This is a genomic window from Paenibacillus sp. FSL L8-0158 (assembly GCF_038592965.1).
In the GTDB taxonomy this organism is placed as follows: Bacteria; Bacillota; Bacilli; order Paenibacillales; family Paenibacillaceae; genus Paenibacillus; species Paenibacillus polymyxa_D.
This window is the reverse complement of sequence record NZ_CP151949.1, coordinates 1,320,252-1,344,818: the sequence shown is the minus strand read 5'-3', so window position 1 is coordinate 1,344,818 and position 24,567 is coordinate 1,320,252. Positions and strand designations below refer to the sequence as shown.

The 24,567-nt window shown below is 47.6% G+C and carries 21 protein-coding genes and 1 riboswitch; of the genes, 1 reads left to right on the top strand and 20 read right to left on the bottom strand.

The window, feature by feature from the left end; all coding sequences use genetic code 11:
• Positions 1-157: 157 nt before the first annotated feature.
• The 15 genes from NSQ68_RS06025 to NSQ68_RS05955 all read right to left on the bottom strand — a co-directional run bounded on the left by NSQ68_RS06025 (position 158) and on the right by NSQ68_RS05955 (position 15,835).
• A complete protein-coding gene (locus NSQ68_RS06025; RefSeq protein WP_307348389.1) occupies positions 158-940 on the bottom strand; it encodes an ABC transporter permease subunit in 783 nt (260 codons plus the stop codon).
• Positions 933-1,853 carry an ABC transporter ATP-binding protein gene (locus tag NSQ68_RS06020; protein WP_250259088.1) on the bottom strand — a complete coding sequence of 307 codons (921 nt, stop codon included), beginning with the start codon at positions 1,851-1,853 and terminating at the stop codon, positions 933-935. Before NSQ68_RS06020 ends, NSQ68_RS06025 begins: the two co-directional genes overlap by 8 nt.
• A 108-nt stretch (positions 1,854-1,961) precedes the next feature.
• Entirely contained in the window at positions 1,962-2,453 is a 492-nt protein-coding gene (locus NSQ68_RS06015) for a hypothetical protein (protein ID WP_342428291.1), read from the bottom strand.
• Between the two features lie 131 nt (positions 2,454-2,584).
• On the bottom strand, positions 2,585-3,562 hold the full coding sequence (locus NSQ68_RS06010; RefSeq protein ID WP_307348381.1) for an LCP family protein: 978 nt from the start codon (positions 3,560-3,562) through the stop codon (positions 2,585-2,587).
• Positions 3,563-3,576: 14 nt separating this feature from the next.
• Positions 3,577-4,917, bottom strand: a complete 1,341-nt coding sequence (locus tag NSQ68_RS06005; protein WP_342428290.1) for a UDP-glucose/GDP-mannose dehydrogenase family protein — start codon at positions 4,915-4,917, stop codon at positions 3,577-3,579.
• Positions 4,918-4,968: 51 nt separating this feature from the next.
• On the bottom strand, positions 4,969-5,778 hold the full coding sequence (locus NSQ68_RS06000; protein ID WP_307348374.1) for a WecB/TagA/CpsF family glycosyltransferase: 810 nt from the start codon (positions 5,776-5,778) through the stop codon (positions 4,969-4,971).
• Positions 5,756-6,997, bottom strand: coding sequence for a glycosyltransferase family 4 protein (locus NSQ68_RS05995; RefSeq protein ID WP_342428289.1), 1,242 nt, complete (start codon positions 6,995-6,997; stop codon positions 5,756-5,758). Before NSQ68_RS05995 ends, NSQ68_RS06000 begins: the two co-directional genes overlap by 23 nt.
• The gene (locus NSQ68_RS05990) at positions 6,994-8,235 is read right to left on the bottom strand and encodes a glycosyltransferase family 4 protein (protein WP_342429082.1); all 1,242 of its coding nucleotides are present in this window, start codon (positions 8,233-8,235) and stop codon (positions 6,994-6,996) included. Before NSQ68_RS05990 ends, NSQ68_RS05995 begins: the two co-directional genes overlap by 4 nt.
• Positions 8,236-8,932: 697 nt before the next feature.
• Complete coding sequence (locus tag NSQ68_RS05985) at positions 8,933-10,195, bottom strand: hypothetical protein (RefSeq protein WP_342428288.1); 1,263 nt, start codon at positions 10,193-10,195, stop codon at positions 8,933-8,935.
• Positions 10,182-11,525 carry a flippase gene (locus tag NSQ68_RS05980; protein WP_342428287.1) on the bottom strand — a complete coding sequence of 448 codons (1,344 nt, stop codon included), beginning with the start codon at positions 11,523-11,525 and terminating at the stop codon, positions 10,182-10,184. The genes NSQ68_RS05985 and NSQ68_RS05980 overlap by 14 nt, the downstream gene beginning before the upstream one ends.
• 123 nt (positions 11,526-11,648) lie before the next feature.
• Positions 11,649-12,638 (bottom strand): GDP-mannose 4,6-dehydratase, encoded by a 990-nt coding sequence (gene gmd, locus NSQ68_RS05975; RefSeq protein WP_307348365.1) that lies wholly within the window; start codon positions 12,636-12,638, stop codon positions 11,649-11,651.
• 21 nt (positions 12,639-12,659) lie between these two features.
• Complete coding sequence (locus NSQ68_RS05970) at positions 12,660-13,598, bottom strand: GDP-L-fucose synthase (protein WP_307348364.1); 939 nt, start codon at positions 13,596-13,598, stop codon at positions 12,660-12,662.
• A gap of 36 nt (positions 13,599-13,634) precedes the next feature.
• Positions 13,635-14,333 carry a sugar transferase gene (locus NSQ68_RS05965; protein ID WP_029516207.1) on the bottom strand — a complete coding sequence of 233 codons (699 nt, stop codon included), beginning with the start codon at positions 14,331-14,333 and terminating at the stop codon, positions 13,635-13,637.
• A gap of 85 nt (positions 14,334-14,418) precedes the next feature.
• Positions 14,419-15,105: a CpsD/CapB family tyrosine-protein kinase gene (locus NSQ68_RS05960; protein ID WP_307348363.1), complete on the bottom strand. Its 687-nt coding sequence runs from the start codon at positions 15,103-15,105 to the stop codon at positions 14,419-14,421.
• Entirely contained in the window at positions 15,086-15,835 is a 750-nt protein-coding gene (locus NSQ68_RS05955; protein WP_307348361.1) for a Wzz/FepE/Etk N-terminal domain-containing protein, read from the bottom strand. The genes NSQ68_RS05960 and NSQ68_RS05955 overlap by 20 nt, the downstream gene beginning before the upstream one ends.
• 326 nt (positions 15,836-16,161) lie before the next feature.
• Here NSQ68_RS05955 and NSQ68_RS05950 point away from each other — a divergent pair, with 326 nt between their 5' ends.
• Positions 16,162-16,530 carry a helix-turn-helix transcriptional regulator gene (locus tag NSQ68_RS05950; RefSeq protein ID WP_025720479.1) on the top strand — a complete coding sequence of 123 codons (369 nt, stop codon included), beginning with the start codon at positions 16,162-16,164 and terminating at the stop codon, positions 16,528-16,530.
• Between the two features lie 53 nt (positions 16,531-16,583).
• On the opposite strand, the gene NSQ68_RS05945 is transcribed toward NSQ68_RS05950, so the two are convergent.
• The 5 genes from NSQ68_RS05945 to NSQ68_RS05925 all read right to left on the bottom strand — a co-directional run bounded on the left by NSQ68_RS05945 (position 16,584) and on the right by NSQ68_RS05925 (position 24,566).
• Positions 16,584-16,766, bottom strand: coding sequence for a hypothetical protein (locus NSQ68_RS05945; protein WP_029516204.1), 183 nt, complete (start codon positions 16,764-16,766; stop codon positions 16,584-16,586).
• Between the two features lie 309 nt (positions 16,767-17,075).
• Positions 17,076-19,373, bottom strand: a complete 2,298-nt coding sequence (locus tag NSQ68_RS05940) for a hypothetical protein (RefSeq protein ID WP_342428286.1) — start codon at positions 19,371-19,373, stop codon at positions 17,076-17,078.
• A gap of 48 nt (positions 19,374-19,421) precedes the next feature.
• Positions 19,422-21,023, bottom strand: a complete 1,602-nt coding sequence (locus NSQ68_RS05935; protein ID WP_342428285.1) for a glycosyl hydrolase — start codon at positions 21,021-21,023, stop codon at positions 19,422-19,424.
• A 13-nt stretch (positions 21,024-21,036) separates the two neighbouring features.
• Positions 21,037-21,117, bottom strand: a riboswitch (cyclic di-GMP riboswitch).
• A 155-nt stretch (positions 21,118-21,272) separates the two neighbouring features.
• On the bottom strand, positions 21,273-22,649 hold the full coding sequence (locus NSQ68_RS05930; protein WP_025720487.1) for a sugar phosphate nucleotidyltransferase: 1,377 nt from the start codon (positions 22,647-22,649) through the stop codon (positions 21,273-21,275).
• A gap of 588 nt (positions 22,650-23,237) precedes the next feature.
• A complete protein-coding gene (locus NSQ68_RS05925; RefSeq protein WP_029516200.1) occupies positions 23,238-24,566 on the bottom strand; it encodes a UDP-glucose/GDP-mannose dehydrogenase family protein in 1,329 nt (442 codons plus the stop codon).
• Between the last annotated feature and the right edge of the window lies 1 nt (position 24,567).

Genomic DNA, 24,567 nt, shown 5'->3' with positions numbered 1-24,567 from the left:
TTACAATATACCCCTGCACGCAGAATATGTAACAAAAATGACATAGATACTGGATAAAACAGTGTTAAAGAGGATTTTGAAAAATCCTGAAATAACAAAAGGACGTCCAAATGCTGAGCATTTGAACGTCCTTTGTGTAACTCTAAGACACTGCGATTTAGGTTGAAACATCCCGTTTTACGAAAACCACCCAGGCAATGGCGATAAAAATCACATAATAAGCGGCCAGCACGGTGAGCGAAAAGGTTAGACTGGAACTTACCGTACCCGGCGGCATATCTAGATATTTTTTCAGATCCATATGCGTAAATAGTACATATTTGGTCCATTCAAAACGATCTGTGCTGAACAAGCCAATAGAGTTATAGATTGTTTTGGTAAACATCATGAACAGCGACAGCCCAATCGCCAAGGCACTGGAACGGAAAACAGCGGACAGCATAAAAGCAAAGGCCATCGTCACGAACAAGGCAATATAGCTATACAAGAAGTTCAACGTTACGTAAGATATCGGATCACTGAACAGCGGAACAGAACCCGCTGGTGCATCCTTGGATAACATCAGCCATGAGGACAGCGTAACCATCAAGATCAAAATGATCGTTCCGAGCATACTGAACAAAATCACGGATATATACTTGGACAACAATATTTTGCTGCGAGTCCAAGGTCGGATGAGCAGCAGCTTAATCGTTCCCCAAGTAAATTCACCAGCCACCGAATCAGCGGCTACAATGACCGTAAACGTCGTATTGAGGAAAAACGTAAACAACGTCGTTAATGCAATCCCATCCCACACACTGACCTGATCGGAAACCAGGGAGATCAACATCGGAATCGCAGCAGTGATGACCGCCAGCAACCCCAGCATAATCCATGTGCGCACACGCAGGTAAATTTTCAGATTTTCGTTATGTACCAGCTTGAAGAAATCACCCAATGAACCCGCCTCCCGTCACTTCCAAAAATTGATCTTCTAGCGTACGGGCAACCGGGCGAATCGCATATACTTTAACTCCGTTTGCAGCCAGCAGGCTGTTCATCTCTGCGATCTGTTCCCGCTCCAGGTGAAGCAGCAGTTGATTACCTTCAACGCGTCCTGCTCCAGCAAGCGCATAGGCTTGTTCGGCATCATTTACCTCAAAGGCAATTTCCGCTGTCTGCACTTCCTCCCCTGTATTCTTCAGTTGCTTGATATCAACCAGCCGTCCGCTCTGAATAATGGCTACACGGTCGCACATCAGCTCCATTTCGGACAACAAATGACTTGATACGAATACGGTAATTCCCTCCGTACGGGTCAATTGACGCAAATAATCCCGCAGTTCACGAATACCCTGCGGGTCCAAGCCATTGGTCGGCTCGTCCAGCACGAGCAGCTTCGGTCGATGCAAAATCGCCTGAGCTACTCCAAGTCGCTGCCGCATCCCGAGCGAGTAGGTTTTTACTTTATCGTGAATCCGGTTTCCGAGTCCCACCAAACGAATCGCTTCATCCACGCGTTCTTGGGTCACCCCAGGAGACATTCGCGCAAAATGCTGCAAATTTTGATAACCTGTCAAAAACTTGTACATCTCCGGGTTCTCAACAATCGCGCCGACATGGGAAACTGCCTTTTCAAAATCAGTATTAATGCTGTCTCCACAAATATGAATATCGCCCTTGCTGATCGAAATCAGGCCAACCATCATACGGATGGTTGTCGTTTTTCCCGCACCATTGGGTCCAAGGAAGCCAAATACCTGCCCCGCCGGAACCTCCAGCGTCAGATCATCCACGATCGCTTTTGAGGAAATGATTTTACTCACACCCTCCATACGTATGACGGGAACCTGTCCTGTCGCTTGCTGCATGCTATGAAACTCCTTCCATCCGGAGTGAAGCTGTTATCAATTTACTGTACATTTCCGGTTTTGGAAGTATTGTACCATATTTACCCTTTTAGAAACACCTCGCAACCTCTATTCCTTGTCCTTGTATATCCAAAGCACCCGCCATTTCTCATCTTCCTGCGTCACATAACAAGGCTGTACGATATCAAAATTACCGAAACGGGTCTTGTAATGCTGAGTGACCGTAATACGGTAAACTTTCCCTAACTCTTCTCCATTCTGATCCGTACGAATGTCATATTCAGTCTGCGGCTCCCCCAGTTCAAACGTGAACGTATCCGTCCCCATATCCTGCATAAAAACGTGCGCACGCTGCTGTACATACGTAGATTTCTCGAATTTCTTTTTTATTTGCGAATGAAAAAGCTCCCATGAACCTCCGAAATTTCCCGATTGCTCCATCGTGTAGAACTCGTTCAGTGCTTCTACCGCTTGATCGCCTTCGCCTGTAGACATCACCCCACGCAGACCCAGCCACAACAGCCATAACAATCCACCTATGATTGCAACATATAATAGCTTACGGACGAACGCCGAAGCCGCTCTCCTTCTAAACAGCACACATTGCCCCTCCCTCTGTTGGACTATACCGAATTCTCTACAGATGTATGTGGGACAAGCCTTTTTTAGAAGACTTTAGAAGAAAATAACGGGTGACCTCCCAACAGGGCACCCGCCTACATAAGGCTTACCTAAGGCGATACGGCAGTGGTAAGCCTATGCTTCTCCAGCACTCCATGGATACGCTGGCGTTCCTGTTCATCCACTATGTAATAATACACGCCGTTGATTTTACGCCCATGTCCCTTAAGTTCAACGGTATCCGTCTGCTTGAGGGACGGACCGATCCGGGTCAGGAAGGTGGTCATATCGTCAAAGGTAATGTCTGTGCGAATCTGCTCCCCCGCTGCCTCCAGTATCGGTTTTACCCTCAACAGCCCTTCCTTGCTGATGGACTGGGCAAGAATTTGCTTGAGTAGCTCCCGCTGGCGAGCATTTCTTCCGAGATCCCCACGTGGATCATCGAAACGCATACGGGCGTAGGCCAACGCCTCAGCCCCGCTCAAGTTCAAATTACCCTGTGCAAAATGATGACCCTCATATTGAAAATCAAGTGGATTATGAACCTCGACTCCCCCCACAAGGTCCACCATTTTCGCAAACCCTTCCATGTTCATCTGTACATAGTAATCTATCGGATAGTTCAAAAAATGTTCTACCGTACGGATCGACATATCCACACCCCCAAAAGCAAAAGCGTGATTGATTTTGTCCTCACGCCCCCTACCGATCAACTCTGTTCGCGTATCACGCGGAATGTTGAACATCAACATAGAGCCTTCGGCAGGGTTAACAGACAAGACGATCATCGTATCCGATCGTCCTGGATCGTGAGACCGCCGATCTACGCCCAGCACCAGCACGGTAAACGGCTTGAACTGGGAGATGGCTGCCGGATTGGGTGTACTTGATCCAGAGTCTGTATCTACGGATCGCCCTGCTCCGCCCGTTGCAAGGGTAGAAACCGCCCCAGGCTGCACGATGCTGCGCGGATGATACATCGCATTCGCCGCTGTTTTAAAAGAATGATACACATAAGCGGTGTAGGCAGTAGCCCCTACGACCAATAACGCTGCAGCCCCCAATGTCATCTTCAGCCATCGTTTCATATGCAGCCTCCCCTTTACGGATTTACTACAGACTGATGACGATCTACATCCAGATTGTTCATCTGTGGCCTACCAACAGAATAGTATGCAAAGACGGATTGTCTGATTTGCTCCTCGCTGTACACATTGCGTCCATCGATCATAATAGGATACTTCATAAGCTCATTCAGCTCACCCAGCCCGATTTCACCAAACTCCTCCCATTCCGTCAATAGACACAGCGCGTCGCATCCCTCTGCTGCTTCCCGTGCGCTATCTGCCCACGTCACTTCCGAGCTGTCCAGCAGTCTGCGGAAGTTAGCGGTAGCGATCGGGTCATATGCACGAATTTGCGCCCCTGCTTCAAGCAGCGACTGCATAATATCCAGCGCTGGGGCATCTCTTACATCATCTGTATTCGGTTTAAAGGCCAGTCCCCATATACCAATCGTAGCTCCTTCCAGATCACCTAGCGCCTCTTTCAGCTTACGAATCACGTTAAAGCGTTGACCCTGATTCACTTCCACCACAGATTTCAGTAGCTTGAATTCATAGTCCACATTGCCCGCAATTTGGATCAGAGCCTGTGTATCCTTGGGAAAACAGGAACCCCCATAGCCGATACCAGCAGACAAAAAGGAGGAACCGATCCGCTGATCCAGCCCCATACCGTGTGCCACGCGTGTAACGTCTGCGCCCACCTTTTCGCAAATATTTGCAATCTCATTAATAAACGAAATTTTGGTCGCCAAAAAAGCATTCGACGCGTACTTGATCATCTCCGCCGAACGGATATCTGTGGTTACGATATTTGTCGTTAGCGGCTCGTGCAGCGTAGTCAGCACTGCGGACACATGCGGATCGGAAGCTCCGATGATGATTCGATCTGGCTGTAGGGTGTCTATGACTGCTGAACCTTCGCGCAAAAATTCAGGAACCGAAGCCACACCAAAAGAATAGTTTGTGCGGCTCGCAATCCAATTTTGAATGCGTTCGTTCGTTCCGACAGGCACCGTGCTTTTGGTGACAATGACTTTGTAGTCATTCATGGCGTCTGCCACCTCGCAGGCGGCTTCTTCAATATAGGACAGGTTCGCTTCTCCCCCCGGCAGCGAAGGCGTGCCGACCGCCAAAATAACAATTTCAGCCGCCTCCACCGAAGCTGCCGTATCTGTTGTAAAGCTTAGTCGGCCTTGTTCTACATTATCTTTAATTAGTGCCTTTAATCCCGGTTCATAAATCGGCACCCCACCTGCACGCAACTGAAGAATTTTGTCCTCATTCTGATCTACACAGACGACGGTATTCCCGAGTGCGGCAAAACAGACCCCCGACACTAGCCCCACATACCCTGCACCTATTACACATAGCTTCAAAGCAACTCCCCCTTTTACATGCTGTCTCATTGCATCCTGCTATTACTGACTTCACTTCTCTATATCTCTTCCTGCAAGCCGATTTTGATAAAGCGTAAGCCGTTTGTTTTGCCGATAAGACTTTAGAAAACGGTATACATACATCGGATTGTTATAGGCATACCGCTTCCATAATCGCTTCGGCTCGCAGATCAGACGATACAGCCACTCCAGCCCCAGCTTTTGTATCGCTAGTGGCGGTCTGCGAACCTTTCCAGTGATATAGTCAAAGGCCGCCCCTACTCCAATCATCACGCCACGGATGCGGTCTTTGTTTCGATACATCCATATTTCCTGCTTCGGGCAGCCTAAGCTGACGAATATGATATGCGCGCCGGACGCATTGATTTCATCAATAATCCGCTCCTCCTCATCTGGGTGAAGCTCACGAAATGGTGGTGAAAAGCTGCCCGCGATGCGGATTCCAGGGTAATCCTGTTCTACTCTCTCTTTTAAGCTATCCAGCGTATCCGGCGTACTGCCGTAAAAATATATACTCACCTTCGTCTGTGGCGCACGTTCGCACAACTTGAGCATCAGGCTGGGACCATCTACCCGATCCTGACGCTCAAATCCGTACAGCTTGAGCGCCCATACCAACGGCATACCATCCGGAGTACACAAATCGGCTTGAGTGAGCGCTTTGTGGAACTCAGCATGATTCCCGGCTGTGACAATGGAATGCGTGTTGCAAATACATACATAGCCGTCCTTTCGTTCGGCTACCCATTGTTCCAGCGTGTGTACCGTCTCCTGAAACGTAAGTGCTGCAATATCTGCATCCGCAATCCTTCCAACTCTATATTGGGGCAGCTGCTTCATAATCACGCTCCTCCATCGCCTCGCTATATATCGCCATCAGCTGCTTCACATTCACTTCTTCTGTATAGCGTGCAGCGTAGTTTTCTGACACCTTCTGCCTCATAGCTGCATAGTTTTCATAGGCTACTGCACGACGAATCACAGTCTTTATATTTTCCAAATCATCATGTTGAAAATGGAAACCCGTCACCCCGTCCTCCACGACTTCCTCCAGTGCGCCGAGCCGGCTGCATAATACCGGAGTTCCAACAGAAAAAGACTCTACAATGGTCATGGGAAATCCTTCATACCAAATAGAAGGCACCATGACATACATGGCCCGGCTCATGCAATCCAGCACCGTGTCTCCATCCTGCTTACCGAGAAACCGAACATCTTCCTGCGGATAAGCAGCGGCCAATTCAGCCTTTTCCGGACCATCCCCAATGATGACCAGTCTCAATCCCCCCCGATCTTCCAACTGTGACCAGGCTTGCAGCAGATTGCGAACCCCTTTCTCAGCTGAAATCCGCCCCACAAACAACAAATAACGATCATTCGAGTCATACTGGGTTTTCATGGTTTTATGATGGATAAAATTCGGCTTTACCGCGATACGATCCAGTGGAATACCGCTTTCGGCAAATTTGTCCCGTGCAAACTCCGTCAGCGCAATATAGCGACTTACCTTGTGCCGCCATGTACCGATCAGATCGTTGAACTTAATCATCGCTGCTACCGGAATCGTCTGAAGCTGCGAACCTCGATAGCATCCATGACGGATGGAGTGCAGCAACGTGCCGTGCAGGCATTTTTCACAAACCTTATTCCCTCGCATAAAGGTTGCCGCCGGACAAATCAGCCTGTAATTATGCAGTGTCTGGACAACCGGAATCCCCAGCCGTTCACAAGCATGATAGACCGAAGGGGATATAACCGGGAAAAAATTATGCACATGCACGACATCCGGCTTCACCTGTAAAAGCAGCTTCTTGATTCTTTTGAATTCCGGCAGGGACCATGCCGCCTCTACCGCCAGCTTTGCCATGTTCGCCAGCCCTCTGCTTTGAATGCTGTCGTTATGCACATAGTAATGTTCTATCTGTATTCCTCTGGAACGCAGCATAGCCGATTCTTGCTCGACAACCTTGTCTTCTCCCCCGCTTTGCTGATAAAAGTTATGGATGATCAGCACCTTGCTTACAGGAGAGTTCATCTGTCTGCTGACCTGTTGGCTCACGTGGCTGCCCCTCTTTCCTGCGTTGATTGCATAGCGTGGTTAGAATTCTTGGGCTTGACCCCTAGATGGCTTACTATTTCATCTGCGATGCGATCCCACGACATACGCTCGACCGTAAGGAAGGCCTTCTCCGCCATACTTCGTCTCAGCTCACCATTATCCAGCAAAGCGCCTATTCGACCAGACCATTCCTCTTCTGAAAAGCTTCTCAGCATCACTCCGCTCACTCCGTCCTCAATCAAGGTAACCGAGCCCCCGTTTACCGAAGAGACAATCGGGACGCGAAACAGCATGCTTTCCAAAAGCACCATACCAAAAATATCGTATTGGGTCGGAAACAGCATCACATCCGCCGCTCCGTAAACCTGCCACAGATGACGTTGCTCTACTCTTGAAAAATGTATAATACTGTCCGTTATTCCCAGTTCATGAGCATATGTCCAATAGCGGTCTGTATCCGTCTTCCGTCCATTCCCGACCATTAACAAAAGGCAGCTAGGATGCTTTTGGAGTACCCTTTTGAACGTACTCAGCATAAAACGTATATTTCTCCGTTCCTCCAGTACACCAACATACAGTAGCACCGGACGATTCCCGATTCGACGCAGCTCATTCGCGACCTCACGGTTTTCCTCACGCTCTCCGCTTATGTCGTCACTTTTGTTACTGGTGTCACTGTTGTCACTGTCGAATGCCCTCTCTACTTTACTGCGATCCAGTCCGACTCCAATCGTCACCACGTTGTCAAAACCTTTATTCTCCAGATAGCGCTTGGCGAGATCGGATTTGACATAGGTACGGCGTAGAGATTTTGCCACCTTTGGCAGCAGTATAATATCGTACAGTTTGCGGATCAGCGCATGCGTGTTATCCCGGTATGGGCCGTGATACAACGCCAGCTTATCAGGACATTTGCGGGAAAGCAGATAAGTCATGATCTGGTTGTATTCTGTAGTAATGACCAGTCCGTAAGCATCCAGAAAAGAATCTTGGAGAACATCTCTGTAGATGCTGTTGCTTAAGAACTTAAACCCGTGGAGCCAGATAATACGCAAGGTGCAGCCTTCGTGACGGTAGACCTGTTCCAGATGGGTTTCCTTACGATCGTTGTAGTAAACAATGTCGCAATCGTAGCCTTTTCGAACGAGTGCTTTGCCCAAGCCGACTTCCTGTAAATTGTATGAGTCCCCGTTCACCTTGCTGGCAAAATTGCGGAGATACAATATTTTTTGAATCATCATCAGGGCTCCTGCCATTTCATATTGGGTGAGTTATGGCGTGGGGTTTAGAGACCGCTACGCACTCCATTTGATCTTCCGATCGCTGTTGCAGTGGGATTCCTGGATATATAAAACATTCCGAGGTAGGAATCCCACTGCAAAGGCGAACGCTAGCGCTTCTTCAGATTCAAATGGACCGCTCCGCTGCTAACCGCCGTGTCCATAAAGTCACCCCATTTAAAAAAGGGAATGCTGGGTATGAAGTGCCCTCGCTGCGTGGATACGCGAGCAAATGCATGCAGGGCGCTGACCTCGTCGAACAGCTTGTGAGCTTGGTACGGTTATGGCAAGCTCACAAAACAACATGGAACTACTACCGCTAGCTGACCAAGATGCCTTAACTATGGCTAGACTGTCGCCTGCCCAGATTGTTATCCACCGGACGCTGTCACCCTGACAGAGAACTGTACAGAGCATTAATTACGCCGGGATGCATGCCCGGCATAGAAGTTCTAGGCGATAGGGCGCAGCTATCGCCGGGCGGCTCTTACCTTCCCCACCCAATAGGCTGGGGAAATTCTTTTTGGTGGCGGTGGGTAGCGGAGGGTAAGGATTTGAATCTGGAGAAGCGGCAGCGTTCGCCTTTGACGTGGGATTCCGCCCTATTACAGGGCTTATTAAACCAAGGAATCCCACGTCAACAGCGATCGGAAGATCAAACCCGTCCCGAAGCGGCCTCCCCCCTCCAACTTGAATGTTCCCGTTGCCTCTCCTCCGTCATCTGCATATTAAAATGATCTGCCCCTTTGAGCTGGGCAGCTGCCATATCCGCCACTAGAGTCACACTCGATTCCATCGGCACAAAGCGGTATTTGTAGGCTGTAAGCCGATGATCGGTTTCGTGAAATAAAATATCCTGAGCGTAATTCCCCCATCGGTCCTTGGGCATCAAATCAATGGTCATGCCAGCATGCGCAGAGGGCAGCAGCATATTAGAGCCGTGGATGCCGATCACTAATCGGCTGGCTGCATATACCTTGCAGACCCGTAGCTCACTTTCCCGGTCGAAGCGTGTGACACGCTCATCAGAAATCCATGCCGGGAAGCTCCCGGTACGCCCAAGTCCAGCGACTGTAAAACGATGGTCCGGGAAGCTTTCTCTCAGCCTGCGGAACAGCCGTATGATTTTACTGCGCTGATGATAAATTAGCGGTTTTAGCCCACGTTTGAGCTGCGGAAATTTCTGTACCGCTCTTGCGATATGATGGCTGCCGCTCCACAAGCGGTCTTCCCTCCATACGAAGGTAATGCGCGGCTCCGGCTCACGATTCTCGTTATAACGGGAGACACCTGTAAACTGCTCAATATCAAACTGATTGGGATGTGAATACGCCGGGCTGACATACACCTCATCAAAACGCATCAGTTCCTCAATCATCCGATGATGTAGTACAGGATAAAAGTTTCGTGCCCTGCTGAACGGCACATCAACCGTCCAAATTTCGGACACATATGCTGGCACCATCCACTCCAGCGACTTTTGCACAATGACGATAATGCCCAGGTCCGGCGATTGCTCGTATTCGCGTTGCACATTGAGCAGCTTGAGCAAAGCATGACCATACAAATAATCCATTGTGTTGACGATGATTACACGTGTAGAAGCTTTCATTTTATGCACGGTCATGCCGACTGCTAAGTCATAGGAAGGATTCATCAACGATTGCCGCAAAGGCTCTCCGAGCCATTTTCTCGACTTCGCATCACCGGTCAGAATATAGTCAGGCATTTCTACACGATATGGTGAATACGTGGCGTGACCGACCCTCATGTCCTCAAGATATTCGCGTCCGCACCCCTCACACACAGTGCTGACACATACATGGATTCCCTGCCACAGCACCTCTCCACCACGTACCTTACCTCCACAATGCGGGCACTGTTCCTCATGCCGAACAAACGGTTTAATGGGTATCATGATTGTTCTCTCCAACTTTCGGTACTGTAATATGAACACGCCAGAAGGTCAGGATGGACTTCATCATCCAACCAAAATTAGATTTAACTTCCTTAAACAGCAAATCTAATAGAAATACAGATATCGTAAAAGACAAAATCGTCGCCACTAACGACCCTCGGACACCAAGCAACGGGATTAGCGCGTAATTGAAAGCGATATTCGTGACCGCCCCCACCACTGAGGTTAGCAGCGTGTATCTAAACAAATTTTCATTGGTAATAAACAAGCTTTTAGCAACACTGAAGTTGGTGAAAAACAGACGAATCGCAAACAGAGACAATAGCGAACCTGCTTCGGTAAATTCTCTCCCATACAGCACAACCACTACCCATTGGGATAGAAAAAATAAAGGTACCGAGGTCACAAGAAAGCATATAAACATCAGCCGATACACCTTGGACAATGTCTGTCTGTATTCGTCGCTTCCTTTCTGCTTGGAACGCGTCACCACCGGAGCATAAGCCGTTGTCAGAACGACCGGAATGAAGCCCAGCACTTCGATGAGTCGGAGTGCAACGGAGTATTGCCCGACCGCAGCGTTCCCCAGCAGTTCACCGATAATGACTTGATCGATCCGTGCCTGTACATATACAGCGGAGGATGACAGTATAAGCGGCCAGCTGTGATTCATGATTCGCCGAGCTGTGGCTAAACGGAACGTCCATTGATTCACGCGTCGTCCTTCCTTATGGAAGAAATACAGCAGCAGCAGGCTTCCCAACAGAAACTCTCCATGAGCACACAACGCCACCATCCATATCGGAACACCGGACAACAACAAAATGATTTTGATAGTGGAGCCGAGGACAAAAGCGGTATTCTTGGCAACGACCGTGTATTTGGACAGCATCTGCGCACGAAACCAGTAGTCGATGATATCAAACAATTGAAATACCGAGGCCGTAGCCAAGATCAGATTGATCAACCGCACCGAACTGTCTTCCGGTCTGAGTAGTGAAATGAAGGAATAGGACAGTACAATGGCTATCAGAGTACCTAACAATTTCAACAGAACCGCCGTACCCAACAGCTCATGCTCATCCTTAGGGTCTTTGACAAGATCGCGTACTAATATAGAATCAAAGCCAAGGGTCGTGAAAATCAGAAACATCCCGAAAAAGGATTCCGCATAATTCCACTTTCCCAGTTCCTCTGGTCCCAACACTCTTGCCATGATGATGCTGACTGCCAGGCCGAACACCATGCGAATCATTTTGTCACCGAACAGCCAGGATGTATTCACCAGCAAACTTCTACGCGGTTTGGCGCGTTTTTTGACTAATGTCATAGGTTTTACTCCATCTTGAAAAGTGACCTTGCGTACAGCTTTATAACCTGCTGTTCTGTCCATGCAGCTGCAATCATGTACAGCGAAGAGACCCCCCGCCCAGGCGGATGGCCTCTCCATCTCTTACACGACGACAGAAGCTTCAACTGCAGCCTGCCTTTTTACCCGCTCCAAGTCTGTATCCACCATCATACGAATGAGCTGCTCGAAGCCTACTTCCAATCGCCAGCCCAGCTTTTCTTTCGCCTTGGCACAATCGCCGAGCAATAGATCTACCTCTGCCGGACGGACAAATTGAGGATCAATCACGACGTAATCCTCATAATTTAAACCTACATGGGAAAAGGCAATTTGCAGCAGTTCACGCACAGAATGCATTTCCCCCGTGGAAATGACGTAATCATCCGGTTGATCCTGCTGAAGCATCAGCCACATCGCCTTTACATAATCCCCTGCAAAACCCCAGTCTCGCAGTGAATCCAAATTTCCCATGCGCAGCTCTTGCTGCAACCCCAGCTTGATACGAGCTACCGCATCCGACACTTTACGCGTTACAAATTCCAATCCTCGACGTGGGGATTCGTGATTGAACAGAATGCCAGAGCAAGCAAACATATCAAAGCTTTCACGATAGTTCACTGTAATCCAATGGCCGTACACTTTGGCAACACCGTAGGGACTACGTGGGTAGAACGGGGTCGTTTCTGTCTGCGGTGTCTCCAGCACCTTACCAAACATCTCGCTGCTTGACGCCTGGTAAAAGCGCGCTTCCGGTTTGGCAATTCGTACCGCCTCCAGCATATTGGTGACAGACAGCGCTGTAATCTGGCCTGTAGCCAACGGCTGCGGCCATGAGGCCGCTACGAAGGATTGAGCAGCCAAGTTGTAGACCTCATCCGGGTCGGACTGACGGACGGCTTCAATCAATGAAGCCAGATCGGTCATATCACCGGAAAGCCAGTGGATGTCATTCTGGATATGCGCTACATTTTCAAAGTTCGGTGTGCTGGTTCGTCTGCGCACCCCGTACACCTCATAATCTTTGGACAGCAGCAATTCAGCCAGGTAGGACCCGTCTTGTCCGGTAATTCCTGTGATCAGCGCTTTTTTCATTCCAATTCCCCCACCGTTTTTTTATTGTTCAACCAGATCCAGACCTTGAAATGCCTGATACACAGACTTTAATCCCTCTTCCAGTGAAATACGCGCCGACCAGCCCAGCCCGGAAATTCGGGATACATCTACCAACTTACGCGGCGTTCCATCAGGAGCAGAGGTGTTAAAGGTAATTTCTCCCTCATAGCCGACTACATTCTTCACTCGCTCAGCCAGCTCACGAATGGAGATATCCTCACCTACGCCGATATTTACAATTTCATTTCCCTCATAATTGTTCATCAGGAATAGACAAGCTTCAGCCAAATCATCAGAATGAAGAAATTCTCGCCGCGGCGTACCAGAGCCCCATACTTCTACAGTTGGAGATTGATTTAGCTTGGCTTCATGAAACTTGCGGATGAGCGCAGGCAACACATGAGAAGTCTGGAGATCAAAATTGTCGCCCGGACCGTATAAATTCGTCGGCATCACAGAAATAAACCGGGTTCCATACTGACGGTTGTAAGACTGACACATTTTAATCCCGGCAATTTTAGCAATCGCATAGGCCTCATTAGTAGGCTCCAGTTCACCCGTAAGCAGATATTCTTCCCGCAACGGCTGCGGAGCAAATTTAGGATAGATACAGGTAGAACCTAGGAATAATAGCTTGCCTACATTCGCCCGGTATGCCGCATCAATCACATTCGTTTGTATAAGCAGATTGTCACGGATAAAATCAGCCGGATATTCGTTATTCGCCAAAATCCCACCAACCTTGGCCGCTGCCAGAAATACATAATCCACAGGCTCTGTTTCAAAAAAATGATCTACTGCCTCTTTATTGCGTAGATCCAGCTCACGGCTTGTGCGAGTAATAATATGACGGTAACCCGCTTCTTGAAGCGCTCGGACAATAGCGGAACCCACCAGTCCGTGATGTCCTGCTACATATATGTTGGAATGAAGATCCATACTTATCCCCTACCCTCTTCGTGAAAATAAAAGACTTTAATACGCATCCTTGGAGCCTAGCAGCACACGAAATGTTTTCAGCATAATGATCATATCTGTGCGGAAACTGCGTCTGGATATGTACTCCAAATCCAGTTCTACCATCTGGTTAAAGCTTAGATGATTACGACCGCTGATCTGCCATAAACCAGTACAGCCCGGTGTAACCGTCAGACGCAGCTTATCCCTCACTGTGTAATCATGGACTTCTCTTGGCAATGGGGGTCTGGGTCCTACCAGACTCATCTGCCCACGCAGTACATTGAACAGTTGTGGCAACTCGTCGATGCTCGTTCTGCGAAGAAAGCGACCCACACGGGTAATTCGGGGATCGTCCCGCATTTTGAACATCGCACCCTCAATTTCATTTTCCACCAGCAGTGCAGATAATCTGGCTTCGGCATCAGACACCATGGAACGAAATTTGATCATGCGAAACGGCCGCTCATTTTTTCCAATACGTACTTGATAAAATATTGCACTTCCTTTGGGGTCCTCCAGCTTAATCAGCAAAATGACAAGCAGAAATACCGGGCATAACACGATGATTCCAATGAAAGATAATATAATGTCCATGCTTCGCTTCACGAACGGGTATACGTTCCATCCTTGCCGCCGTTCAAGCCCATGAGCGACCGAATAAACATCCACTGACGCACCCCGCACTTCGACCTCATTCGAGCGGGAAGAAGACACGTCTCATCACCTCGCTCCTTATTAATAAGTATTATTTATACATTGTTAAAAGAATTTTATATACTCTCATTTTCCTCCTTTTTATTCATGTCAGATTGCGTTCCTCCATCCCCCGCTCGCCACGGGTATTCGAACGCTTCACATTATTAAGTACTACGCCCAGAATGCGCGCCTTTACTCTTTCCAAATTCGCTTTTGCTTTCTTGACGACATCCTTTTTGACCTTCCCTGCCTGCACCACCAGAATGACTCCGTCACACATGGCGCTTATAATGAAGCCATCCGGAAAGGACAGCAACGGCGGTGTATCCATTAGGATCACGTCATAATGTTCTTTTAGCTCAACCAGCAGAGCATTCATTCTGCGGGAACTGAGCATCTCGGACGGATTGGGCGGGTTCGGTCCTGCTGTAATTGCATGCAGATGGTCAATCCCGGTTTCCTGAACCACATCCTGCCATGCCTGTTGATTGGCAAGCACCCGTGTCAGCCCTGTATGATTACGCAAACCAAACATATGGTGCAAGGAGGAACGGCGCAGATCCATATCCATAATCAGCACCTTTTTCCCCTCTTGCGCATAGGTTACAGCCAAATTGCTAATTGTGACCGTTCTGCCTTCACCCGCCTGAGCGGACGCTACCATCATAACCTCAATCGGCTCGTCTATAGAAGAAAACTGGATGTTTGTGCGAAGCATGCGGTACTCCTCTGAAACGGAAGACTGAGCATGTAGGGATGTAACGAGCTGATTATTGATTAATCGCGGCATATTGCCCTTCACCTACCTGTTTAGGAGTTGTAGTGGAGCTGTCAGAGCGTTTATCTTCTTTTTTCATTTTCGTAATCAGGGCTAGGGTAGGCAGACCGAGTTCTATTTCAATATCCTCTTCATTCTTAAATGTATCATCCAGTACCTCCAGCAAAAACGCCAAGCCTATTCCCAACAATAAAGAGGTGGCAAAAGCAATAAATATCTGTATAGTGGCATTACTGTTCACGGGAACTGCTGGATCATTCAGACTGGCTTCGCTTAGGATGGTGACATTGTCCATTTTCATGATAGAGGGGATTTGTCGTTTGAATACTTTGGCTACCGCATTGACGGTTTTCACAGCCTTCGTATACGATAAATCGCGGATTGTTACATCCATGACCTGTGAATCACCTGCGGTGTTCACTCTTAATTTTTGCGCCAAATCTGACGGAGTGACCTTAAGGTCGGGGAAGCTGGCGACCACCTGATCCATAATCGCCGAGGAGATCATAATTTGCTTATAGGAGTTCGTTAAGGCTATATTCGTTTGAACTACACTGTAATCAACGACACCTGCACGATCCGGTCGTGGCGTCTGGTTGATAATGAGCTTTGCGGTAGCTTCATAAATCTGCGGGGTAAAATACATATTTTTTATGCCCACTACAGTACATACCAGCAGTACGATGCTACCAATCAACCACATTCTTTTACGGATCAAACGGATGTACTCTTTCAACTGCACAAGACCAGTCCTCCCTGATTGACTTGTTTTCGATGCAATAACGCTTGTACTGATCCTCTGCATAACGGGGAAAAGAACGATGCATGACCCTCTAATCTATAGTAAAATGTTGTATAATAGCGCATAGAAGGTCTAGCCAGCGAATAAGCACAAAATGCTCATCATCGGTGGCCTCTTAGGGTATATAAACGAAGACATCAGTGAAAACTATTAAATAAAGATACGTTATGTAACTTGCATAACTAATTTATGATACAAAACGTATCTTGTCAAGCGTAAACTTGCTTTTTTACCTTTCTTAACCTTGCCTTCAGGAGGAAAAACGGATGAATTATGGCACCCGCATCGCTGAATTACGAGAACATAAGGGATTAAAACAAGAGGAACTAGCACAATCCCTCGGAATTACGCGGGCAGCTCTTTCTCACTATGAGAAAAATAGGCGCAAGCCAGATTTTGAGATCCTGACCAAGCTCGCTGATATTTTCGGGGTAACGATTGACTACTTGGTGGGACGTACGAGCCATCCGGCGGCAATATTGGATTCAGATGTGAGGGAATTTGTGGACCAGCTTGAACTGTCCGACGAGGATATTCTGCAACGTTTCAACCTGACCATTGACGGACGCACCTTGTCTGAGGAAGAAGCCAAACGTTTTATTGCATTTGTCCGAATGGAGCGAATGATGGAATAAAGAAAGCGGCCGGCTGCTTCACGTCTCTCTCAAGTAGGACCAGCCGTTGGAATTTACACGCGCTTGTCCTTCCGGTATGTGGTTCCATCCGCGTCGCTTTCTAGCCATTCTGGCATCGTGAACCCACATTGGAGCAAAATGTCCCGGATGTCCAAGTGGATGGCAGCTTTGTCTGCTTTCTGTACGTTGTTTTGAAAAAGAGGGTTGTTCCCCCCTAATTCTGTCTCCTTGTTCATTCAGCACTAACCTCACTTTATTATTCTTGGTCACCGGAAAGAGATTTCCCACAAACCTTGTATGTATAGTCATGAACAAAACTATTATATATGAATACATACCTGTAATGTTGTCGTCTTATGACGAGAATAAAAAAGGATTTTCTTATTTTTTTCTTCATTATACGTAAAGTATTGGCAAATCAGAACGATTTTCCAACAAAAAAGAACCTGTCAGGTCCTATTTTCTCCTGATAGGTTCTTTTTTGTTTTATTTCGAAATGATGTTAGATATTCGAACTCTAAGGTCCTATATGCATTCCGATCTGATTAAGCGACCTCGGCTGCCTGGGAAACCTGAGTACCTCCGGTCGCTCGGACTTTGTAGACATAGTGGCCTCCGGCTTTTACCGTGCGGTCTGTATACGTGCTTCCCGCTACTTGCGAGGCAATCACCTGATAGGCCCCGTCGGTCCCGTCAGCACGCAGCACATCATAGGAAGATACGCCTTCTGCCTGAAGCCAATTAATCTCTACCGCCCCATCCTGAACAGAGGCAGCCTTCACCCCTGTTGGAGCTGAAGCTGCGGTCTGATCTGTACTTTTTAATTCCAAAATATATTGTACCGCTTCGCCAGGACCCAGCTTTTCTTCAAAATCAAGGGCAGGAGAAGCCTTGAGCCCTGATATGGAACGTTGTGCCTGACTGTAAGTAGAACCCGCTCCAAAACGTTCACCCGTGTACAAACCGGCATTCGGCATTGTCACCCGTACACGAACTGTCTGCGTGGTGGATTCGAAATTCACTAGATTCACCAGCAATTTGTTTGAAGTAGCGCCGCTACCTGCCAGCGGTTTAAGCTTGGACGTATCCACCGCACGAACATACACCATCTTATCCTTAGTATCCTCTGGATTCAGCACTGTATAAGTCAGAGGTTTTCCATGGGTGGCATAGGCTAAGCTTAAGCGTCTCATGATTTTAACGCGGGTGTCCTGTCCTTGCCCGAACGGATAAATTTCTGTGTTGGCCGGGTTATGACTTTGCAGATCGAAGCCTGTTTTAAACAGCGTATAATCTTTATAAAAAGCAGCGTGCTGGATAAACATATCGGCAAACCCAATTTGTGAACGCATAATCCGATCGAATGCGGCTGCTTGTGGCTGACTAGCCCCGTAATCTGGATTGTCTCGATGCGTATCATTGGTACCGAACTCCGTGTTCAGCATCTTCTTCGCCAGTCCATTGCTCGAACCGCCGAAGGTTTTCAAATTTTGGACGAAGCTGCCCCCGCCCTCTTCATTATACGATTCACCGTAGGCGTGTCCGTTGGTCAGGTCGGTGACTTCCTCCAGCTGTTTACGCTGCGCCGGGTCCCGCTCCCATCCATCCGGATCACCGCATTTTTGCGTACCTCCGGTTTGATTTTTGCACGCCTTGGTAGAGTATGTCGGCCAGTAGGCCCAGCCCGGCGCTACCGTTTTGAGATGCGGTGCCAATTGCTTGCCTTCCGTATTCAACCACTTAGCTACAGCCAGATTCACCGCCTTGGAGCGATTAAATAATCCAGGTTCGTTATCTACTTCATAATATTGAAGATAAGAACCGTATTTTTTTACATAATCGCGCAACTTTTGCTTGGCCGTCTCTGGCAGAGAACCATCTTTTTGCAGCTTGATATCACCTGTATATAAATACAAAGCAGACGATTGCATATTATACTGCTTTAACGTTTGATAGTAATCATCCACGTCTGTACAGGCCTTGCCCACATTGCTGGCACAGGTGACCCTCATGACATTGCCACTATAAGCAATTCCCAGCCATTTGAGAACGTATGGTAAATGCTTAACTGCACCTTGATCATAATAAAATTCTTTATTGTTCACATTTGTTCCGGTCAGTATATATTTACCGTGTACCGGTTCGGTCGCAGGTGAAGCTAACGTCTCCAAGCTCAAGTCATCCCAAGTCCACCACACATTTTTATCTTCTGCAGAGGAGCAGTATAGGCAGCGCGCTGTCTTTAGCTTGAGTACGTTAACACCGCTTTGCAATTGCTCTTTGGGTATATACAGCTCGTAGTTGTTTTTGAAATTATAAGCACTCCCAGTACCGGATACTCCGGCAATCTGAATAATACCGGACAGCTGTTGATTTGAAAATACAGCCATTTGTGGGACTGCTTTGCCCGCATCTAAAATCCGAACACGGAATATCATACCATTGGGAGGAATCTGATTGAGCTTATACTGGAGTGTCAGTTCAGGGTTCGTGGATGCATTCAAACCGGGAGGAATATCTCCACTGCTAAGCAATACTGGAACTGTTGTACTCTCTTCTGCTACCGACAACGCTGACATTGCTCCTTTAGCAGATGATTCGGTAGAGGCAGCTGCTGTAGAAATGTCGATATTATCCCTGCCGACCACACCTTTGAATTCCGCTGAAGAGTCATCCCTCTGACCCAGCTTCCATACTGGACTGGCAGCTGCTACTTTATCCGTCTGCAATTCTGCGCTTCTTGAAGGCGTGTATATAAACCAAGCGATCATCGCTATAGCTACGACCGCTAGTAGTCCACATAAAACTACTGTATACCTATGGGATAACCATTTTTTTATCATATGATCGACCCTCTCTCCTCAAATTTTTGGACCGGGAAAGAGTATTAATCAAGGAAGAAACAAAGCGTTTCCGGGAATCACCGCTTTCGCTTCATGCTGACTTTCCCACATTAGACGTGCCATCGCGTCGCCTTTTTCATCATAGTATTCTACTTTTAAATCTACCATTTTGCCTGCTTCCAAAGTCATACTGCCTTTACGCTCTGTCCAGCTTTGTTTGAACCAGCTGTCAATCACCAACTTGCCGTCTACCCATACACGGATACCATCATCGGATATCGTGGTGAACGTATAGGTCTCGCTATATTGCGGTTTGATTTTACCCGTCCAGCGAACCGAGAACTGATCGGCATTCACCTTAGGATCAGCTGCATTGGCGCGCCAGTTGTAGTCCAGCTTGCTATCTGTACGGATCAAAACAGGACTTCCATTCAAATTCATATTGTTAAAATATTCGCCCCGCAGCCCGTTCACATATACCACATCAGGAACAGAAGGAGGAGTCGGAGCTGGGGGAACGATCACTACTGGCGGAGAAGGGATAGGCTCACTTTGTCCCTCGTCCGGTAAGGTCGGTATATCTGCCCCAGGTGGTTGAATCGTTTCCAATCCATTTTTCACATCATCCCGCGTCAAACTCCTCGAATCATTCATATAATCCTGAATTTGATTTGTTGTGTTATTCTCAGTCAGCATCTTGCCCCAAGTCATGGAATATACCCATTTAGGTTGAGCCTGCAACACCTCAGAACTCGGCATCTCACCGTGCTCCCCAATGGCAATCGGCTTATTCTGTGCCAGCCCAAGCAGACCTTCGTAATGACTTTGCTTAAAATCATTGTTGTAAATGTCTACTGCCAAGATGTCCACTTTGTCATCCCCCGGATATTTCGGAGTATACGGGACGGTATACGAATTAGGCGCATTCGGACTCCATACCCACAGCAGATTGTTCAATTGATGTGTGTTGGTAAAACGGTCATACATGATATTCCATAGCTGATTGAAATTATTTTTGTTTCCCCACCAGAACCAGTCACCATTCATTTCGTGGTAAGGTCTCCACAAAACCGGAACCCCTGCATCACGGAGCTGCTTTAACGATACAGCGACCTTATCCAGATCGGCAATGAGAAGGTTATACTGCGTAGTACCTGGGGTCACGTATTTGTTGAACTCTGTCTGACTTACTTTCGCCTGTACATTGGCCCAAGTCAGTGGCCTACCTGGTAGCGCTTCATGAAAAGTCATCGTCACAATACCACCGGATCTGTCCCAACGGATAGCACTATCGACGACATTTTTACGTTGCGCTGCTTCTGTAGCGTCAGATTGACCAGAGATAGCTCCCATCTCATAGCCGTGTACACCTACATATGCCTGACTGATTTTTTGGACCTTGTTACTTAATTCATCCGGACTTTCCAAATAATCATGCTGACCGGTGACTATTTTTTTCCCTGAGATGTTGAGTAAATAATTGTATAGTTCACGGGCCTGAGTAGAAGCGTCCGAATTAACAGGTTGTAATGAAGCGGCATTCGCCACAGACAGAGAATCACCAAAACCGACGGGCAACAATGAAAAAAGCATAACAACGGGGAGTACATGACGTATCAGTCGATACAGAGGAATAAAATTGAATCTCACTTTCGCTCTTCCTTTCGGTAGCCAGGCTGCCATCCTTGTGGAAGGCCCTTTAGCTTTGCGTACCTGCCTTTCGACAGGGCTGCGTTTATCGTTGGAAGGAGTTTGGATTCCTTCTTACCCTAAGTATCGACTTTATTTTACCAAAATTTAATAGGTCATGTTCATGAATTTACAGGTTTTCGCCCAAATTCGACAGTTTGGGCCATGAATTTTCATGAATTCGTCTTTTTTTCGTTTTTACGAAAATAATTATGAGATAAATTGGTGACGGGAAATTTCATTCCAATCCATACAAAAGCGGACAATATCCTCTTCAACCAATTCAGAGCCAGTCTGCACCTCAATAAAATCCACATCGGTCACAGCCAAAATGCTATGCTTCGTCCCTTCAGGAATGCGAACTACATCACCAGCCTTTACTTTGTGTAGCTTCTCATTCAAAATAATTTCCGCTTCACCGCTAATAATGGTCCAGATTTCACTCCGTTTGAAATGAAGCTGGTAGCTGATATTTTTGCCTTTCCGTACGCGGATTCGTTTGGTCAATACCTCGTTACCCTCGTCATATTTGACATAATCCACAACTCGATACTGTCCCCAACGACGTTCTTCATACATTGGACGCTGATCATGAGCCTTGAGCACTTCTTTAATGCGAGGACTTTCTGCCTTATTGGTCACAAGAATGCCATCCGGGCTAGCGGCTACAATCAGATCATTCGTTCCAATGATCGCCACAGGAATGTCCAACTCGTTAATAAGACTCGTATTGACGCAATCCTCCGTTACTACACCTCTGCCCACTTGTTGATTGGACATTTCTTCTGTGAGCGTATTCCAAGTTCCCAAATCCTTCCAAAAACCATCATATGGAAGAACTACAATGTCCTTTTCCTTCTCGACTACTTCATAGTCAAAGCTGATTTTTTCCAGAGATGCGTATTGCTTTTGCATTTCTTCATAATTCAGCGGCAATCCCTTGGATGCCAAGATATCCAGCAAATAACTTAATTTGAACGCAAAAACCCCGCAGTTCCATAGAGCATTGCGTTCAATCAGACGCTCCGCCTGCTCCCGGTCGGGTTTCTCTTGAAAATGGCTCACTTCGCGGTAGCCAGTGCTACCTTGGGTGGCATCGTTTTTCGGAATAATGTAACCATATTTCTCTGAAGGATAAGAAGGGACAACCCCGATTAATGCAAGCTTGCCTTCACTCTCCTGAAGCGTATGTTCCAGTTGGGCTACGGAAGCGAAGAAAGCATCCTCAACATAAGGATCTACAGGCAATATAGCTATAATTTCATCAGGTGAAACACCTGCAATGGAATATAAATAAGTCGCTGTCAGCGCAATCGCAGGAAAGGTGTCTCTGCGTTCTGGCTCAACAATGATGCGCGTATTCGGCCCAACCTGACTCTGGATCATTTCGACCTGTGCTCTCCCTGTCGCAATAAACGAGGATTCTGATAATCCGTTGTCTCCCAATTGTCTCCATACCCGCTGTACCATGGATTCCGAAGTCCCCTCCGGGCTCTCCAGTACCTTCAAAAATTGTTTGGAACGGGAATCGTTGGACAAAGGCCATAATCTTTTACCGGAACCACCAGACAAAAGTACGAGCTTCATAACTCTCCACTTCCTCTCTAATTTGGGTTAGATGATCGGATGGTGCCAGGTTGAGTAGCCCGCTGCGGGCTGGATTTGATCTTACGATCGCTGTTGGACCGGGATTCATTCGATTGTATAAAATCGTATAACGGTTTGAATCCAGGTCCAAAGGCGAACGCTATCGCTTCTCCAGATTCAAATCCAACCCTTCGCTACTCAAAAATGCATCATGCCGATCATACCGTTTATTGCAAAAGGCACGACCGGACATTATTAAGTCCGGTCAGCCTGTAAAGACGTTTGCGAAGCGCAGGCGCCTGGCGCTTTGATCGAAAGGAGCGGTCTCAACCGCGCCGCTCCTTCCGATAGGCCCTTCCTACTCCCATCCCATAAGGTGGGAGATTAAAAATCGTGACTCTGTGCGATAAAAGCAGCGAAGCGGTCCATTTGAATCTGAAGAAGCGCTAGCGTTCGCCTTTGCAGTGGGATTCTTACCTTGGAATTTTTTATATAATCCAGAGAATCCCACTGCAACAGCGATCGGAAGATCAAATGGAACGCGTAGCGTCTCCCCACCGCCCACAGTCACTTTTTAATCTGTCACTTTTAAACTTCCACTTTATCTCTGTTCCACCCACTCATCCGCGGACGACCCACGGAATAGTATTCCAGCCCGGAGCCTTGAATCTGTTCCTCAGCGAATACGTTACGGCCGTCAATTAGAACCGGTTTGCGCAGAAGGGAGGCCAGTTGTACGAGATCAACCTTTTTGAACTCTTCCCAATCGGTCAACAGGCACACAGCGTCGCTACCTTCGGCGGCTTGCTGTGGGGATGAGCACCACACAATATTCGGGTGATCCACGTGCTCCTTGAATTTATCCATCGCAATGGGATCATACAGTTTGACAATAGCGCCTGCTTGAATGAGCGTTTCTACGATTTCCAGTGCTGGAGCTTCGCGGATGTCATCTGTATTTGGCTTGAAGGCGAGGCCCCAAATGCCAATCGACACACCGTTCAGTTGACCCAACGATTCGCGCAGCTTGGATACAATCATAAAGCGCTGGTCGGTATTCACCTCGACCACCGATTTCAACAACTTAAATTCATAGTCTACATTACCCGCAATTTGGATAAGCGCATTTGTGTCTTTTGGAAAGCAAGAGCCACCATACCCGATTCCTGCTTGCAGGAAAGAGGAGCCGATCCGTTTGTCCATACCCATACCATCAGCCACACAGGTTACATCGGCGCCAACCTTTTCGCAAATATTAGCGATTTCGTTAATGAACGAAATTTTAGTTGCCAGGAACGCATTGGACGCGTATTTGATCATTTCAGCACTACGGATATCCGTCACATAGATTTTATCCGTGAACACCTGATGCAAAGTGACCATTGTTTCACGCAATCCAGTATTGTCCAAACCAATAATGATGCGATCCGGATGAAGCGTATCATTGATGGCTGAGCCTTCTCTCAGAAACTCCGGCGCGGATACGATATCGAAGGACAAACTCGTGTGACGAGCCAATACGTCCTTAATCTTTTCGTTCGTTCCGACAGGTACAGTACTCTTGGTCATAATAATTTTATACCCGTTCATGGCTTTACCGACATCAGCAGCCGCCTGTTCAATGTAGGACAAATTCGCCTCACCGTTAGCCAAAGAAGGCGTACCTACCGCCAAAATGACGATATCCGAGCGGCGTACCGCATCAGCCAAATCCGAAGTAAACTCCAACCGTCCTGCTTCCAGATTCAGCGCGATCAATTCCTCAATACCCGGTTCATAAATCGGAGATTCTGCCCGGTTCAACATGTCGATTTTGTACTGCTCCAGATCGACACAAATCACCTCATTACCTTTTTGCGCAAAACATACACCCGAGACGAGCCCAACGTATCCAGTACCAATTACAGCCAGCTTCATT